The 13,006-nt window shown below is 62.4% G+C and carries 13 protein-coding genes and 1 pseudogene; 3 read left to right on the top strand and 11 right to left on the bottom strand.

From position 1 onward, the window contains the following. Nucleotides 1–294 precede the first annotated feature (294 nt). Nucleotides 295–1,290 carry a succinylglutamate desuccinylase/aspartoacylase family protein gene (locus P3C29_RS18940; RefSeq protein WP_275965173.1) on the bottom strand — a complete coding sequence of 332 codons (996 nt, stop codon included), beginning with the start codon at nucleotides 1,288–1,290 and terminating at the stop codon, nucleotides 295–297. Nucleotides 1,291–1,448: 158 nt separating this feature from the next. Here P3C29_RS18940 and P3C29_RS18945 point away from each other — a divergent pair. Continuing rightward, nucleotides 1,449–1,877 (top strand): annotated as a pseudogene (locus P3C29_RS18945) (TetR family transcriptional regulator C-terminal domain-containing protein); the annotation flags it as partial. Here P3C29_RS18945 and P3C29_RS18950 read toward each other — a convergent pair. From P3C29_RS18950 to P3C29_RS18980, 7 genes are all read right to left on the bottom strand, one after another. Continuing rightward, nucleotides 1,833–2,831, bottom strand: coding sequence for a DMT family transporter (locus tag P3C29_RS18950; protein WP_169388364.1), 999 nt, complete (start codon nucleotides 2,829–2,831; stop codon nucleotides 1,833–1,835). The pseudogene P3C29_RS18945 and the gene P3C29_RS18950 sit on opposite strands and share 45 nt — an antisense overlap. Then, nucleotides 2,828–3,526, bottom strand: a complete 699-nt coding sequence (locus P3C29_RS18955; RefSeq protein ID WP_169388363.1) for an ABC transporter permease subunit — start codon at nucleotides 3,524–3,526, stop codon at nucleotides 2,828–2,830. The genes P3C29_RS18950 and P3C29_RS18955 overlap by 4 nt, the downstream gene beginning before the upstream one ends. 7 nt (nucleotides 3,527–3,533) lie before the next feature. Next, nucleotides 3,534–4,238 carry an ABC transporter permease subunit gene (locus P3C29_RS18960; protein ID WP_010169350.1) on the bottom strand — a complete coding sequence of 235 codons (705 nt, stop codon included), beginning with the start codon at nucleotides 4,236–4,238 and terminating at the stop codon, nucleotides 3,534–3,536. 164 nt (nucleotides 4,239–4,402) lie between these two features. Beyond that, the gene (locus P3C29_RS18965) at nucleotides 4,403–5,239 is read right to left on the bottom strand and encodes a transporter substrate-binding domain-containing protein (RefSeq protein WP_201124030.1); all 837 of its coding nucleotides are present in this window, start codon (nucleotides 5,237–5,239) and stop codon (nucleotides 4,403–4,405) included. Nucleotides 5,240–5,263: 24 nt separating this feature from the next. Then, nucleotides 5,264–7,258, bottom strand: coding sequence for an aminotransferase class I/II-fold pyridoxal phosphate-dependent enzyme (locus tag P3C29_RS18970; RefSeq protein ID WP_275965174.1), 1,995 nt, complete (start codon nucleotides 7,256–7,258; stop codon nucleotides 5,264–5,266). 167 nt (nucleotides 7,259–7,425) lie between these two features. Then, the gene (locus P3C29_RS18975) at nucleotides 7,426–8,187 is read right to left on the bottom strand and encodes a CDP-diacylglycerol diphosphatase (protein WP_275965175.1); all 762 of its coding nucleotides are present in this window, start codon (nucleotides 8,185–8,187) and stop codon (nucleotides 7,426–7,428) included. Nucleotides 8,188–8,257: 70 nt separating this feature from the next. After that, on the bottom strand, nucleotides 8,258–9,241 hold the full coding sequence (locus P3C29_RS18980) for an aldo/keto reductase (protein ID WP_010169355.1): 984 nt from the start codon (nucleotides 9,239–9,241) through the stop codon (nucleotides 8,258–8,260). Between the two features lie 111 nt (nucleotides 9,242–9,352). Between P3C29_RS18980 and P3C29_RS18985 the strand changes: the two genes are divergently transcribed. Both P3C29_RS18985 and P3C29_RS18990 read left to right on the top strand, forming a co-directional pair. Continuing rightward, nucleotides 9,353–10,279: a LysR family transcriptional regulator gene (locus tag P3C29_RS18985; RefSeq protein ID WP_275965176.1), complete on the top strand. Its 927-nt coding sequence runs from the start codon at nucleotides 9,353–9,355 to the stop codon at nucleotides 10,277–10,279. 57 nt (nucleotides 10,280–10,336) lie between these two features. Beyond that, the gene (locus P3C29_RS18990) at nucleotides 10,337–11,683 is read left to right on the top strand and encodes a sodium:proton antiporter (RefSeq protein ID WP_275965177.1); all 1,347 of its coding nucleotides are present in this window, start codon (nucleotides 10,337–10,339) and stop codon (nucleotides 11,681–11,683) included. Nucleotides 11,684–11,686: 3 nt separating this feature from the next. On the opposite strand, the gene P3C29_RS18995 is transcribed toward P3C29_RS18990, so the two are convergent. The 3 genes from P3C29_RS18995 to P3C29_RS19005 all read right to left on the bottom strand — a co-directional run bounded on the left by P3C29_RS18995 (nucleotide 11,687) and on the right by P3C29_RS19005 (nucleotide 12,687). Continuing rightward, on the bottom strand, nucleotides 11,687–11,827 hold the full coding sequence (locus P3C29_RS18995) for a hypothetical protein (RefSeq protein ID WP_003217070.1): 141 nt from the start codon (nucleotides 11,825–11,827) through the stop codon (nucleotides 11,687–11,689). 11 nt (nucleotides 11,828–11,838) lie between these two features. Then, on the bottom strand, nucleotides 11,839–12,057 hold the full coding sequence (locus tag P3C29_RS19000; RefSeq protein WP_275965178.1) for a hypothetical protein: 219 nt from the start codon (nucleotides 12,055–12,057) through the stop codon (nucleotides 11,839–11,841). Between the two features lie 84 nt (nucleotides 12,058–12,141). Further along, entirely contained in the window at nucleotides 12,142–12,687 is a 546-nt protein-coding gene (locus P3C29_RS19005) for a hypothetical protein (protein ID WP_029615826.1), read from the bottom strand. Nucleotides 12,688–13,006: the final 319 nt, after the last annotated feature.

Consider the following 13,006-nt stretch of genomic DNA (forward strand, 5'->3'; position numbering starts at 1 on the left):
TTGATCTTGATTTGATCTTGATCTTAGGCGCCCCGTTAAACCACGCTGGCCGAACGCAGGTAGTACGGAGCGGGTAAACCGGCAGGACGCCGGTTTAGCCGCGACGGGGCAGGGACGCCCCGTCGCGGCGGCCCGCGTAGTAATACCGGAGTGAGGGCACACCGAGCATTAGCGAGGTGCCGAGTGGTGGGGCAAGAGCCTTTTGGTTACTTTTGGGCTCCTTTCAAAAGTGACCCGCTGTAAGAGCGGAACCCATCGAAGCCATCACAAAAAAAACGGATATGTACACCTCTACTAAGGATCCAACACCCCACCGCTGTAGCTGTCAGACAACCGCGAACCGGTAAACTTGGCCACCACCGACCCCTGCGACACCAGGCGCTCCCGATGCCCCGTCACCATGCGCCCGGTTTGCACGGCATGCAGTACCACTTCAGACGCCGGGTCCCCGGGCCGCCGGATAATCCGTGCAAACCGCTCGCCCTCCTCGACCTGTTCACCGAGGCGTTTTTCAAACACCAACACCCCGGGGCACGGCGCCAGGATGGTCTCCATGCACCCCATGTCCACCACCTGCCCCTGCCAATCGGCAATCGCCGGGGCTTCGTCGATCACCCCGCTTGCACAGAGCCAGGCCCAGATACCATCGCCATCCTGCCCGGCCAGGGCGTCACTCACATCCGCCTGCCCGCGCAATTCAATGGTCGCTGCCATTCGCGGGTTGGCGTGATTGATGATGGTTTCCTCAAACGACCCGTCGCCGCCCTCGTCCCAGACAATCACCACGTCCACCTGCAACGCCGCCGCCAATGCCCGACCCTCGGGCCAAAAGCTGCGGTGGATATACAGGTACGGCAGCGCTTCATCATCCGTGTGCAGGTCCAGCACCAACTCGGCATCGGCCGCCAGTTGCACCAGGCTTTTCTGCCATTGCGCCAGGTTGCTGGCCGGGCGCTCCATCGCCAATGAATGATCGAACGCCCGGTTAAAATTCTGCCCGGTGGCTTCATGAAAGCGCCCCAGCAACCGCCCCTGGCGAAACTGGCCAATGCCGAACGGGTTGGCCTGGGGCACCACTGTCACCGTGCCCTTGAGCCGCCCCTGGTCATGGCACGCCTGCAAACGCGGCAGCAGTTGGTGCAACACCAGCATCCCGGCGATTTCATCGGCGTGCACGCCGGCTTGCAGGTGCACCCGCGGGCCGCTGCCGTCCCCCTCAAAGCGCCAGGCGCCGATGTGCAGGGTGTTCCCCGAATCGCCCGGGACTTGCCACGAAAGGTCTTTTGCCATGCCGCTGCCCTCCTCTTGTTGGAGCTGTGGGTATATATTGAACACACGTTCAACCATGTACTTTTACCAAGGGTGTGCCTGTGACCGAAGACCGTCGCGACCTGTTGATTGCCGCCACCCTCACCAGCCTCGCCCGGGACGGGCATGCCGGCATTTCCGTGCGGCGCATCGCCGCTGAAGCCGGGGTTTCGGTGGGGTTGCTCAATCACCATTTCGGCAGCATCGATGCACTGATCGCCGAGACCTACCACAAGCTCGCCAGCGAACTGACCACCGCCCTGTGGCAGGAAGTCGACCAGGCCCAGGGCCCTGCCGCACGGCTGGATGCGTTCCTCGCCGGCTCGTTTTCCTCACGGGTCATGGACCCGAAATTGCTGGGGGTGTGGGTGGTGTTCTGGAGCCTGATCCGCCATTCAGACCCCGTGAACGACTCCCACGAAAACAGCTACCGCGCCTACCTCGAACTGATTCGCCAACTGCTCGACGACCTGGCCGCGAGCGAAGGCTTCGTGATCCACGACACGCGTCTGGCGGCCATCGGCTTATCGGCGATGCTCGACGGACTCTGGCTCGAGTGGTGCCTCAACCCCGGCACCTTCAGCCCCGCCGACGGGCTGCACATCTGCCGCTGCTGGATACAAGGGCTGCGTCACGGAGCATTCAGCGCCGACCACGTCTTGTGACACAGGGTGCCGGGCGCTGAGCATGGCCAGGGTGCCGCTGATGGCGATCAGTACGGCGCCGAAGATCAGCGATACATCCATCAGCGTGCCCCACACCAGGCTCGACAGCAGGAACGCCCAAATCAACCCGGTGTACTCGAACGGCGCCAACAGCGTTGCCGTGGCCCGGCGGAAACTCGCAAACAACAGGAACTGGCCAATTCCGCCCACCAGCCCGGCGCCGAGCATGCCCAGCCATGCCGGTGTCGGTGAGGGTGTGTGCGTCCAGGGCAATGTCACCGCCATGCAAATCACGAACACCACGTTGGTGATCAGCATCTGTTCGAGCACCGAGGTGTTGTCATCCACCTGGCGCAGCTGGATATAGGTAAACGCCCAGCACAGCGCTGCGGCCAGCGTCAGGCCAATGGGCAGCGGGTCGACCATGCTGCTGGGGCGACAGGCAATCACCACGCCCACAAAGCCAATGATCAGCGAAACCCACTGGCCACGGCTGGCGCGCTCCTTGAGGATCAGCGCGGCCAGCAACGTGACCATGATCGGCGCGGAAAAATACAGGGTGGTCATTTCCGCCAGGGTCAGGTCCTTGGCGGCGGTGTAGTACAGCAGCCAGGCCAGCAGCGACAACAGGCCCCGGATGATCAACAGCCTGCGGCTGACCGAGTGCCAGGCACGCTTGAGCAGGCCCAGGCGCCCGGCGATCACGCAGGCGGAAACCACCACCAGGCTGCGCCAGAACAGGATGGTGAACACCGAATAGTCGGCCACCAGCCATTTGATCCCGGCGTCCTGCAACGCCAGGAACGCATAGGCCAGTGAGCACAGGGCAATCCCTTGCAACGAGCGATCGGTTTTCATCCGGCAGACCTGCGCAACGGTGTGCCACGCCGCTCGGCAATCGCGTACAGGGCTTCAATCAAAAAGGTCAGGCACAGGTAAACCCCGGCCACCAGCAGCAGTGGCTGGTAGATCTGCAGGGTCTGGGCGCGCACCACGTTGGCGGCGCCGAGCAGGTCGACCACCGCGATGGTGGAGGCCAGTGCCGTGGACTTGAGCAACATCACCGTTTCCCCCGCCAGTGTGGGCAGCAACAGGCGCATGGCCCGTGGCAGGCGCACGCGCAATAGCGCCTGGCGAGGCGTCATGCCAAACGCCGAGGCGGCTTCCATTTCGCCCTTGGGCACCGCCAGCAGGCCGCCGCGAATCACCTCACCGACGTACGCCCCCACCGACAGCACCAGGGCGAACACGATGTACCAGTAGCCGTCCCGCAGGAACGGCCAGAAAAAGCTGCCACGAATCATCGGGAACTGGGCAAACAGGCTGCCCAGGCCGTAGTAGAAAATGTAGATCTGGATCAACAACGGCGTGCCCCGCAGCACGCTGGTGTACCCTAGCGCACACCGCGCCAGCCATTTGCGCCGCGACAGCCGTGCCAGCGCCACCAGCACCGCCAGGGCGAAACCCAGCAGCGCCGAGATCACCAGCAACGACAGGGTCGTCTGCAAGCCCTTGGCGATCAGTCCTGCGTAATAACTTATCCACTCAGGCATGTGCGGCTCACTCGACAACCGGCATCCAGCGACGAATACGTCGTTCCAGGCGCCCGGACAGGTAGTTGGAGGCCAGTGTCACCAGGTAATACAAGGCGGCGGCCGTGAGGTAGAACAACAGGTATTGCCGGGTCGAGCCCGCCGCCTGCTTGGCGGTGTACAGCAGTTCGTTGGTGCCCACCACGCTGATCAGCGCGCTGTCCTTGATCAGGTTGATCCACAGGTTCGACATGCCGGCCAGCGCGTACGGCGCCATGATCGGCAGGGTCACCCGGCGAAACAGACCCAAGCCGCTCAAGCCGAAGGCCCGTGCCGCTTCGATCTGCCCGTGGGGAATCGCCAGGATCGCCGCGCGGAAAATCTCCGAGGCGTACGCGCCCTGCACCAGCCCCAATACCAGGATCGCAACCAGCGGCCCGCTGATGTTGAACTGCTCGAACCCCAGCCACAGCATCAGCGCATTGAGGGCCATGGAGCCTGCGTAATACAGCAACAGGATCAGCAGCAACTCGGGCACCGCGCGGAACACCGTGGTGTAGCCGCGCATCAGCATGGCAATCGGGCGCGGCGCACTGAGCTTGGCGCAGGCAACCACCAGGCCGATCAGCAGCCCCACCGCAAACGAGCCGGCGGAGATCTGCAGGGTCATCCATAACCCTTTGAGCAATGCGTTGCCCCAGCCTTGCTCGCTGAAGTTGAGTAGATCGAACATCGGCGCTCCCTATTTCAATGATGCGCAATGACCCTTGTGGCGAGGGGGCTTGTCCCCCGTTGGGCTGCGGAGCAGCCCCAAAAAAGCGGGAGCGCTGCGCACTCCAACGGGGGACAAGCCCCCTCGCCACAGGACAAGCCCCTTCACCACAGGAAGGTCACAGGTCAGTTTGTGTAGGGGCTGTCACATACCTTGCTGACGTACGCTGGCGTGTCGGCGCGCTTGCACGGGCTGACGGACACACCAAACACACTCTGCGAGAGGTCAGCGTAGTCCTTGCTCACCAGCAGCTCACCGATGGCCTTGTCCAGCCGTGCCTTGAGTTCGGTGTCTTCCTTGCGCAGGCCGGCGCCCACGCCACGGCCGATGATCGGGTCGTAAGGCACTTCGGCGATCTCGGCCAGGCCCTGGGCTTCAGGCGTTTTCACCATCATGGCGATGGCGACACCGTCGGCCATCATCAGGTCGGTGCGCCCGGCAATCAGGTCGGCGTTGGCCGACTCCTGGGTGTCGTAGTACTTCAGGTCAGCAATTTTCTCGTAGTACTTCTTCAGGTAGTTGGCGCTGACGGTGGAGATCTGCACGCCGATGATCTTGCCTTTCAGGCCCGCCGGCGAGACGTCGACGGTGGTGCCCTTGGGACCGGCAATGCCCAGCAGCGAATCGTAGTAGGCGCGGCTGAACGCGATCTGTTTTTCACGCTCCTCGGTGACCGACATCGAGGAGAAAATCACGTCGATTTTCTTCGCCAGCAACGACGGGATGATCCCGTCCCACGCCACTTCCTTGATCTGGCACTCAGCTTTCATCAAGTCGCAGAGCTTGTGGATCAGGTCCACCTCAAACCCTGTCCATTCGCCGTTGCCGCCCTTCACCGTGAACGGTGGGTAGGGCTCCGCCGCCACCGCGAACACGATGGGTTTCTCCGCCGCCAACGCAGTACCTGCCGCCAGCATCAACACTGCACTGCTCAACCACTTTGCCAATCGTTTGGATTTCATGATCTTGCCCCGTCTTTTTTGGAGTTAGCGAGTTTGATGCGCGTTGACGAACTGCCGGCAACGTTCACTGCGTGGGTCGATAAACACCGAGTCCGGCGAGCCGGTTTCCTCGATCAAGCCTTGGTGCAAAAACGCGACTTTGGATGACACGTCCCGGGCGAACGCCATTTCATGGGTCACCAGGATCATGGTGCGGCCTTCTTCGGCCAGGGAACGAATCACCCGCAGCACTTCGCCCACCAGCTCCGGGTCGAGGGCCGAGGTGGGTTCGTCGAACAACATGACTTTGGGGCGCATGGCCAACGCACGGGCGATGGCCACCCGCTGTTGCTGGCCGCCGGAAAGGAACGCCGGGTATTCGTTGCGCTTGGCGGCCAGGCCAACCCGGTCGAGCAAGGCTTCGGCGCGCTCGATGGCTTCGGCACGGCTTTCGCGCAGGACCTGGATCGGCGCTTCGATAAGGTTTTCCAGCACGGTGCGATGGGGCCACAGGTTGAAGTTCTGGAACACCATGCCCAGCGTCGAGCGAATCCGTACCAGCTGTTTGGCGTCGGCCACCAGTGGTGCGCCGGGGCGACCGTAGTTGAGCTTGATGCTCTCGCCGTCGACATGAATGCTGCCCTGGTCCGGCACTTCGAGCATGTTGATGCAACGCAGCAAGGTGCTTTTACCCGAGCCGCTGGCGCCGATCAGCGAGATGACTTCGCCTTCGTGCGCAGTCAGGGAGATGCCCTTGAGCACTTCGATATTGCCGAAGCGTTTGTGCAGGTCGAGCACCTCGATCATCTTCTTCGCGGCCGCCGGCTGCACGCTGATGATTTTCGCAGCAGGCTTTATTCGCGGCTCGCCGGCGAGCTTGGCGACGAAGCGGCTGATGCGCTCGCAGGCCTCGGCCAGTCGCGCTTCACCCAGGGTGAACGACAGCCGCACAAAGCCCTGGGCCGGTTCACCGAAAGCGGCAGCATCCAATACGGAAACGCCCGCTTCGCGGAACAGCCGCCAGGCAAAATCCAGGGAACTGAGGCCGGTGTCCCGCACATCCACCAGCACGAACATGCCGGCTTGGGGGGCGCGTACGTGAATGCCCGGGCAATCGCTCAGGCCGGCGACCACCAGGTCGCGGCGTCGCCGGTAGGTTTCACGCATGCCCTGGGTGACTTCATCGTGGGCCAACACGGCGGCGGTGGCGGCTTCCATCACAAACCCCGGCAAGCCGTACAGCATGCTCAACACCAGGGTTTCGGCGTGGGCCACCATGGCAGGCTCGGCAACGATCCAGCCGATACGCCAGCCGGTCATGGCGTGGGATTTCGACAGGCTGCCGATCACGATGCAGCGGTCGGCCATGCCCGGCAGCGCGGCGAGGCTGTGGTACTCACCGTCGAACACCAGGCTTTCGTAGACTTCGTCTACCACGACCCACAGTTCATGCTCGATCGCCAGGTCGGCAATTGCCTGCAGCTCCTGGGGGTTGAGCACCACGCCGGTGGGGTTGTTGGGGTTGGAGAAGAAAATCGCCCGGGTGCGCGGCGTGATGGCGGCGGCCAGCAGCGCCGGGTCGAGGCGAAAGCCCGAATCGGCAGCACACGGCACCCGCACCAGCGTTGCGCCGCTGGCCTTGAGCGTGGCTTCGTAGGTGACGTACATCGGGTCGAGGACGATCACTTCATCACCGGCCTGCAACAGGCACAGCGAGGTGACGAACAACGCGTTCTGCGCGCCGGCCACGGTGATGACGTTTTCAGCGTTTAACGGGCGAGCCAGGGACTGGCTGTAACGGGCGGCGATCGCATCCCGCAGTGCCGGGCGGCCGGGGATTTCGGTGTAGTGGGTATCGCCCTGGCGCAGGGCTTCGACGGCGGCGTCGGTGATGAACGAGGGGGTGGCGAAATCCGGGTCGCCGACGCTCAGGATGATGATGTCTTCGCCTTTGCTGCTGGCCTGGAACGCGGCGTGGTGGATGTCCCAGGCGGCTACGCCCTGCCCTGCAATTCGCTCAACAAAGGGTGAAAACCGCATTCCAGTGCCTCTCGTTCAATCAGAAAAAGCGCAAGCCCGATGGTTGCCCAGCGGGGGGTTGCAGCCAACATAATTGAAACTGAACACTCGTTCAACGGGTAGCGTCGCGGATGTCGTAAACAGTTAAAACAGGTCGTTGTGGTGGATACCTCCAGATGGGTATGAATTCAGCCGGCAGTCTGGGTCATCAGCTTGCACTGGTGGTCTTGCAGCTCCTCGGCGGACGCCAGGTTCCACTCCTTGAGCGTCAAGCGGGTGGCCAGCAGCACGAAGTTGCCATCCGCCTCGGGTGCCAGCAGCAGGCTGTAGCTGGCCATGGCATCGCCCTGGTCCTGCACGTAGTCATTCAGGATCGCCAGCGGGTCACGCAGGTCGAAGTCGGCTGCCGACAAGGTGCGGGCGCTGTAGGTATGCCCCTGCAGTTTGACCGGCAGGGTTTGCCATTGCTCGTTAAGGGTGGCGGCGCGTTCGGTGAGGGTGTTGAACACGTCGGGGCGCAGGCAGGCGATATGGATATGCAACTGGTTTTGCGAGCGGCCGTAACGCGAGTTGATCGCCAGCGACACATAGCGGTCGGCAATCGGCGTTTGCAGGCCGGTGGAGAGCACGTCGTGGTTTTTCCAGGCCTGGGCAAAGTAATGCGGCAGCAGGTTGCGGGTCAGTGCGACGTCTTCGATGCCGGTGACTTTGTCGGTGGGGATCAGCAGGTCCTGATACGGGCCATTGAGGTCCTTGAGCAACACGAAACCCTTGTCCGGGTCGACCTTGAGGCAGGGGCTGGGGTTTTGATGCTGGCTCTGGTCGGGCACACATTGGCGGCTGACGATCTGCCACAACACATCGGGATTGCCCCGCCATTTCCAGGCGCCCGCCAACGCCACCACACACAGCAAACCACCGATGCTCTTGAATACGGTACCGCGCTTCATGCCAAAAACCTCAACGCCAAAGGGATGTCTTTTGTTGTTTTACAACTGCCAGACATCCCTGTCGCAAAGGTTAACGTTTGGCCGGGGCCATAAATTCCGGGCCTACCGGATCTTTTATCGTGTTGGCCAGAATACGGTCGATATGTTGCAGGTCATCGGCGCTGAGTTGCCAGCCGAATGCGTCCTCGATGCCTTTCAATTGTTCCGGGCGACGGGCGCCCCACAACGCCACCGTCGGACCCTGGTCCAGCACCCAGCGCAATGCCAGGGCCAGCACGGACTTGCCGTGGCACTCGCGGGCATACACATCCAGCGCCGCGACCGCCGCCAGGTATTGCTCAAAGCGTGGCGCCTTGAATTTCGGGTCGAGCTTGCGCACATCATCACCGGTAAAGCGTGTGGCGGCGTGCATGCTGCCGGTCAACAGGCCCCGGCACAGCGAGCCATAGGCCAGGACCACCAGGGCGTTTTGTCTGGCGTACGGCAGGATGTCGCTGTCGATCGCCCGTTCGAACAGGTTGTAGGGTGGCTGCACCGTGTCCAGGTGGGTGTACTGGCGGAAGTCGTCCATCTGCGCGGGGGAATAATTGCTCACGCCCACCGCCAGGATCTTGCCTTCGCGGCGCAGTTTTTCCAGCTCGCCGGCGGTTTCTTCCTGGGCCACCAGCGGGTCGGGCCAGTGAATCTGGTAGAGGTCGATGTAGTCGGTTTCCAGGCGCAGCAGCGAGTCTTCGACTTCCTTGCGGATGCGCTGGGCCGTGGCGTTGCGGCGCACGGTGCCGTCGTCCCATTGCAGGCCGGCCTTGGTCGCGATCACCGCCGTATGGCGCACGCCGCGCAGGGCACGGCCGATCAGCTCTTCAGACAAACCGAGGCCGTAGACCGGCGCACTGTCGATAAAATTGATGCCGCTGGCCAGCGCATGGCGAATGGTCTTGATCGACACCTCATTATCGGCGCCACCCCACATCGAACCGCCCATGGACCAGGTACCCAGGGCAATCCGCGAGACGGCCTTGTCGATCCCCGGGATCTTGATGGTTTCGATACTCATTAAAAAGCCTCCGCCAGAAACATTCAGTAAAAAAACGATTACTCTAGATCATCCGTGGTTGAATCGGGCTCAACGCCGCGTGAAACCCAAACCGTACAAAAGGTGCTTGATATGGCTGCGTTCAACCGCTCCGAGTTGGCCGACCTGAATGTGTTCATGGCGATCATCCGTCGCCGGAGTTTCCGGCATGCCGCCCATGAACTGGGCGTCACCACCTCGGCCCTGAGCCACACCATGCGCAACCTGGAAACCCGCCTGGGGGTCAAGTTGCTCTACCGCACCAGCCGTGCGGTGGAGCCCACCGACGCCGGTGTGGTGCTGGCGGAAAAACTCAGTGCGGGCTTTGCGACGATCCAGGATGGCCTCGACACCCTGGAGTTGTACCGCGAGGCACCGATTGGCCGGCTGCGCCTGAACGTTCCCCGGGACGCCGCGGTGCTGCTGATCTCGCCACTGTTGGGCGAGTTCACCCGCGCCTATCCGCAACTGCGCCTGGACGTGATGATCGAAGACCGCATGCTCGACATCATCGCCGAAGGCTACGACGCGGGTATCCGCTATGGCGCCACCGTGCCCCAGGACATGGTGGCCGTGCCGCTGACCGGCGAGCTGCGCTGGATCATGGTCGCCTCCCCGGCCTACCTTGCAAAGGCCGGAAGGCCTGCCGTGCCCAAGGACCTGCTCGCCCACGCTTGCATCCGCATGTACCTGGGCGACAAGACCACCTACAAGTGGGAGCTGGGCAACGGCACCCGCCAACAGCGCCTGGATGTGCCCGGCCACTTCAGCGCGGCCGACACACAAACCATCGTCGACGCGGCCCTGCAAGGCGTGGGCATCGCCTACTGCCTGGAGAATCGCGTGTTATCGGAACTGGCAGACGGCCGCCTGGTGGAAGTGCTGCCCGACTGGGCCTGCATCGGCGCGCCACTGTGCATGTATTACCCCAGCCGGCGTCAGTCTCATCCAGGGTTGCGGCAGTTGATAGACATGATCCGTGTGAAAACCATCGGTTCACAGTTGTTGGAATCACATTGAACCTGGGCCCGGCCGTGGTCCTCAAACCTGGACAGACCACGGCCCGGTGCACACCCGATGACTTTTATTCTATGGATGGCCGTACTCGGCGCGGTGTTGCTCACCCTCGCCCTCACCTCCTCCTACCTGCGCTGGATGCCGGTCACCACCTCGGCGGTGTGCCTGTTGCTTGGCGTGGGTATTGGCCCGCTGGGCGCGGACCTGCTGCACCTGGACATCAAGGACTCCGCCCGCTGGATGGAACACCTGACGGAGGTCGCGGTGCTGTTTTCGCTGTTTGTCAGCGGCTTGAAGCTGCGCCTGCCCCTCAAACATCGAACCTGGCGCATTGCGTTTGGCATGGCCGGTCCGGTCATGCTCCTGACCATACTCGGGACGTGCCTGGTACTGCATTGGCTGCTGGGGTTGTCGTGGGGCGTTTCGCTGTTGGTGGGGGCGATTCTCGCGCCCACCGACCCGGTGCTCGCAGGCCTGGTGCAGGTCAATAACGCTCAGGACTATGACGCACTGCGCTTCGGCCTCTCCGGCGAGGCCGGCTTGAACGATGGCACCGCCTTCCCGTTTGTGATCTTCGCGCTGATGTTCATGCAGCACGGTGGGTTCGACGGTGACTGGCTTGGCGGGTGGGTCCTGAAAAACCTGCTGTGGGCGGTGCCGGCCGGCTTGTTGACCGGTTATTGGATGGCCCGGGGCATCGGCCGGCTGACCCTCAAGATGCGCATCACCAATGCCGACAGCACCCTCTCCCCGAATGACTACCTGACGCTGGCCCTGATCGCCCTGGCCTATGTGGTGGCCGAGGCCATCGGCGGCTATGGCTTTCTGTCGGTATTTGCCGCCGGCCTCGGCCTGCGCCAGGCAGAGTTCAAGTCCACCGGCAACTCACAAACCCCTGCCGAGCATCTGGCAAAACCGTTAGTGGGCCACATGGAAGTGGAACCGGAGCACGCATTGCACGGTGACGTCGGGCAGTTGCAAGACACGCAGATCGCTGCCGGCGTGATGATGGGCGACATGCTCGCGTTTGGCGGCCTGGTGGAGCGTTCGATGGAGGTGTTTCTGGTGACCCTGCTGGGCGTGGTGCTGGTCAGTCACTGGGACTGGCGGGCGCTGGCGGTGGGCGCTTTGCTGTTTTGCGTGATTCGCCCGCTCAGCGTGTTGTCGGTGCCCTGGGGCCGCCTGCTGGATCGCAATCAGCGCGGGCTGGTGGGCTGGTTCGGGATTCGCGGGATCGGCAGCATCTACTACCTGTTCTATGCCATCAACCATGGGTTGGTGGGCACCAGCAGTACCGTTGCGGTGAACCTGACGCTGTCAGTCATTGCCCTGAGCATCATCGTTCATGGCCTCAGCACACAGCCGATGCTGGCGTGGTATGAACGACGCGCCCAGGCACAACAATGACGGTTATTCCTGGTTTTCGGTGTTGCCGACGTCGGCGGCATCATCCAGGTCGTTAAGCGGAACTTCGGCATCATCCATCAGTGAGCCCGGGTCTTCATTGCCCGGGTCATTGAGTTCATCGTCTTCGTCTATTTCAACTGACATGACCGTCTCCTCTAACCGCCTTGAGTATCGATATCGGCATCGGTTTCAGGCTTGGGCTCGCGCTCGGGCTTGAAGTCTGGACTGTAGTCGTTTTCTGCCGCCTTGGGGTCGGCGGCAGGCGTTGGGTCTTTCGGCGCGTCGGCCGCTGTACCCGGTGCAGGCTCACCGCCGTCGATGGCGGGGTCATTGCGGCTGCTGACTTGCGGGTCGTCTTTATCGGTTGCGTTCATGGTCACCTCTTCGCAGATCTTGGGGAAACGTGCCCTGCGTAAACGTAAGGCGCCGCACGCCGGGTGGAAGTTCATTCCGATTCCCTAGGAGCCCGGGTTGTCGACCTGGATATAGAACGCATAGGCCCCCAGGATCACCCAGAACACCATGAACAACCAGGGTGCACGCATCGAGAACAACAGCGACTTGCGATAGCCCTTGTGGGACGACTCCGTCTCGCTGAACAGCGGCGACTCGTCATACGCCAGGCCCATCACCGGCTCACTGCGCAGCAGTTCGCTTTGCTTGTAGTGCCAGTGGTCAATGATGTCGTAGGCCGCCCGAATGCCTGGCCAGGCGTTGAGGGAACTGAGGATGCCCAGCATCGCCAGGAATACCGGCACCACCAGAGTGAACAGCTTGCCCCATTCCGGGTTGAGGTTGCCCATGCCGGACACAAAGGCGATCACCAGGAAAGACTGCGCCGTGAGGTAGGCATCGGTGCGGTTGGCCAGGATGCTGGTTTCGTACTGGATCTCGCGCCGGTAGAAGTCGAGGCGGTCCTTGGGTGAACCGAACATCTTCGCGGAGTGTTCGCTGTGGTCGGTCACGGCCGACTCAGGGTTCTGTGGGGAAATGATTCTGGGCACGATCAGTGCTCCACGCAGGTAGTTGAAGCCCGTTAGAAGAACCGCGCTGGTGCAAAGTTCAAGTAATCGATGCACCGTTTTGAGGCAATCGTGCGTTCTATGTGGCGAGGGCGCTTGCTCGCGCTGGACTGCGTAGCCTACCTGCTTCCTGGGGGCGCTTCGCACCCCAGCGGGAGCAAGCTCCCTCGCCACAGGGGAGTCGCTACGGGTGGATGGCACAGGCATTGCTTTGTTCCTTCAATCATCCACCTGCCCCGCCTGAATACAGGAGCAATCGTTACCCCTCGACCCAGAGCCCACCCCAAAAGAAAGTAAGGAC

Source organism: Pseudomonas sp. 1912-s (assembly GCF_029269205.1).
Classification (GTDB): domain Bacteria; phylum Pseudomonadota; class Gammaproteobacteria; order Pseudomonadales; family Pseudomonadaceae; genus Aquipseudomonas.

What these genes read in the sequence shown, in the direction of transcription:
- P3C29_RS18970 (WP_275965174.1), bottom strand. Translation starts at nt 7,258, where the DNA reads ATGCGGTTTTCACCCTTTGTTGAGCGAATTGCAGGGCAGGGCGTAGCC.
- P3C29_RS18950 (WP_169388364.1), bottom strand. Translation starts at nt 2,831, where the DNA reads ATGAAAACCGATCGCTCGTTGCAAGGGATTGCCCTGTGCTCACTGGCC.
- P3C29_RS18955 (WP_169388363.1), bottom strand. Translation starts at nt 3,526, where the DNA reads ATGCCTGAGTGGATAAGTTATTACGCAGGACTGATCGCCAAGGGCTTG.
- P3C29_RS18965 (WP_201124030.1), bottom strand. Translation starts at nt 5,239, where the DNA reads ATGAAATCCAAACGATTGGCAAAGTGGTTGAGCAGTGCAGTGTTGATG.
- P3C29_RS19000 (WP_275965178.1), bottom strand. Translation starts at nt 12,057, where the DNA reads ATGAACGCAACCGATAAAGACGACCCGCAAGTCAGCAGCCGCAATGAC.
- P3C29_RS18960 (WP_010169350.1), bottom strand. Translation starts at nt 4,238, where the DNA reads ATGTTCGATCTACTCAACTTCAGCGAGCAAGGCTGGGGCAACGCATTG.
- P3C29_RS18985 (WP_275965176.1), top strand. Translation starts at nt 9,353, where the DNA reads ATGGCTGCGTTCAACCGCTCCGAGTTGGCCGACCTGAATGTGTTCATG.
- P3C29_RS18975 (WP_275965175.1), bottom strand. Translation starts at nt 8,187, where the DNA reads ATGAAGCGCGGTACCGTATTCAAGAGCATCGGTGGTTTGCTGTGTGTG.
- P3C29_RS18995 (WP_003217070.1), bottom strand. Translation starts at nt 11,827, where the DNA reads ATGTCAGTTGAAATAGACGAAGACGATGAACTCAATGACCCGGGCAAT.
- P3C29_RS18940 (WP_275965173.1), bottom strand. Translation starts at nt 1,290, where the DNA reads ATGGCAAAAGACCTTTCGTGGCAAGTCCCGGGCGATTCGGGGAACACC.
- P3C29_RS18980 (WP_010169355.1), bottom strand. Translation starts at nt 9,241, where the DNA reads ATGAGTATCGAAACCATCAAGATCCCGGGGATCGACAAGGCCGTCTCG.
- P3C29_RS18990 (WP_275965177.1), top strand. Translation starts at nt 10,337, where the DNA reads ATGACTTTTATTCTATGGATGGCCGTACTCGGCGCGGTGTTGCTCACC.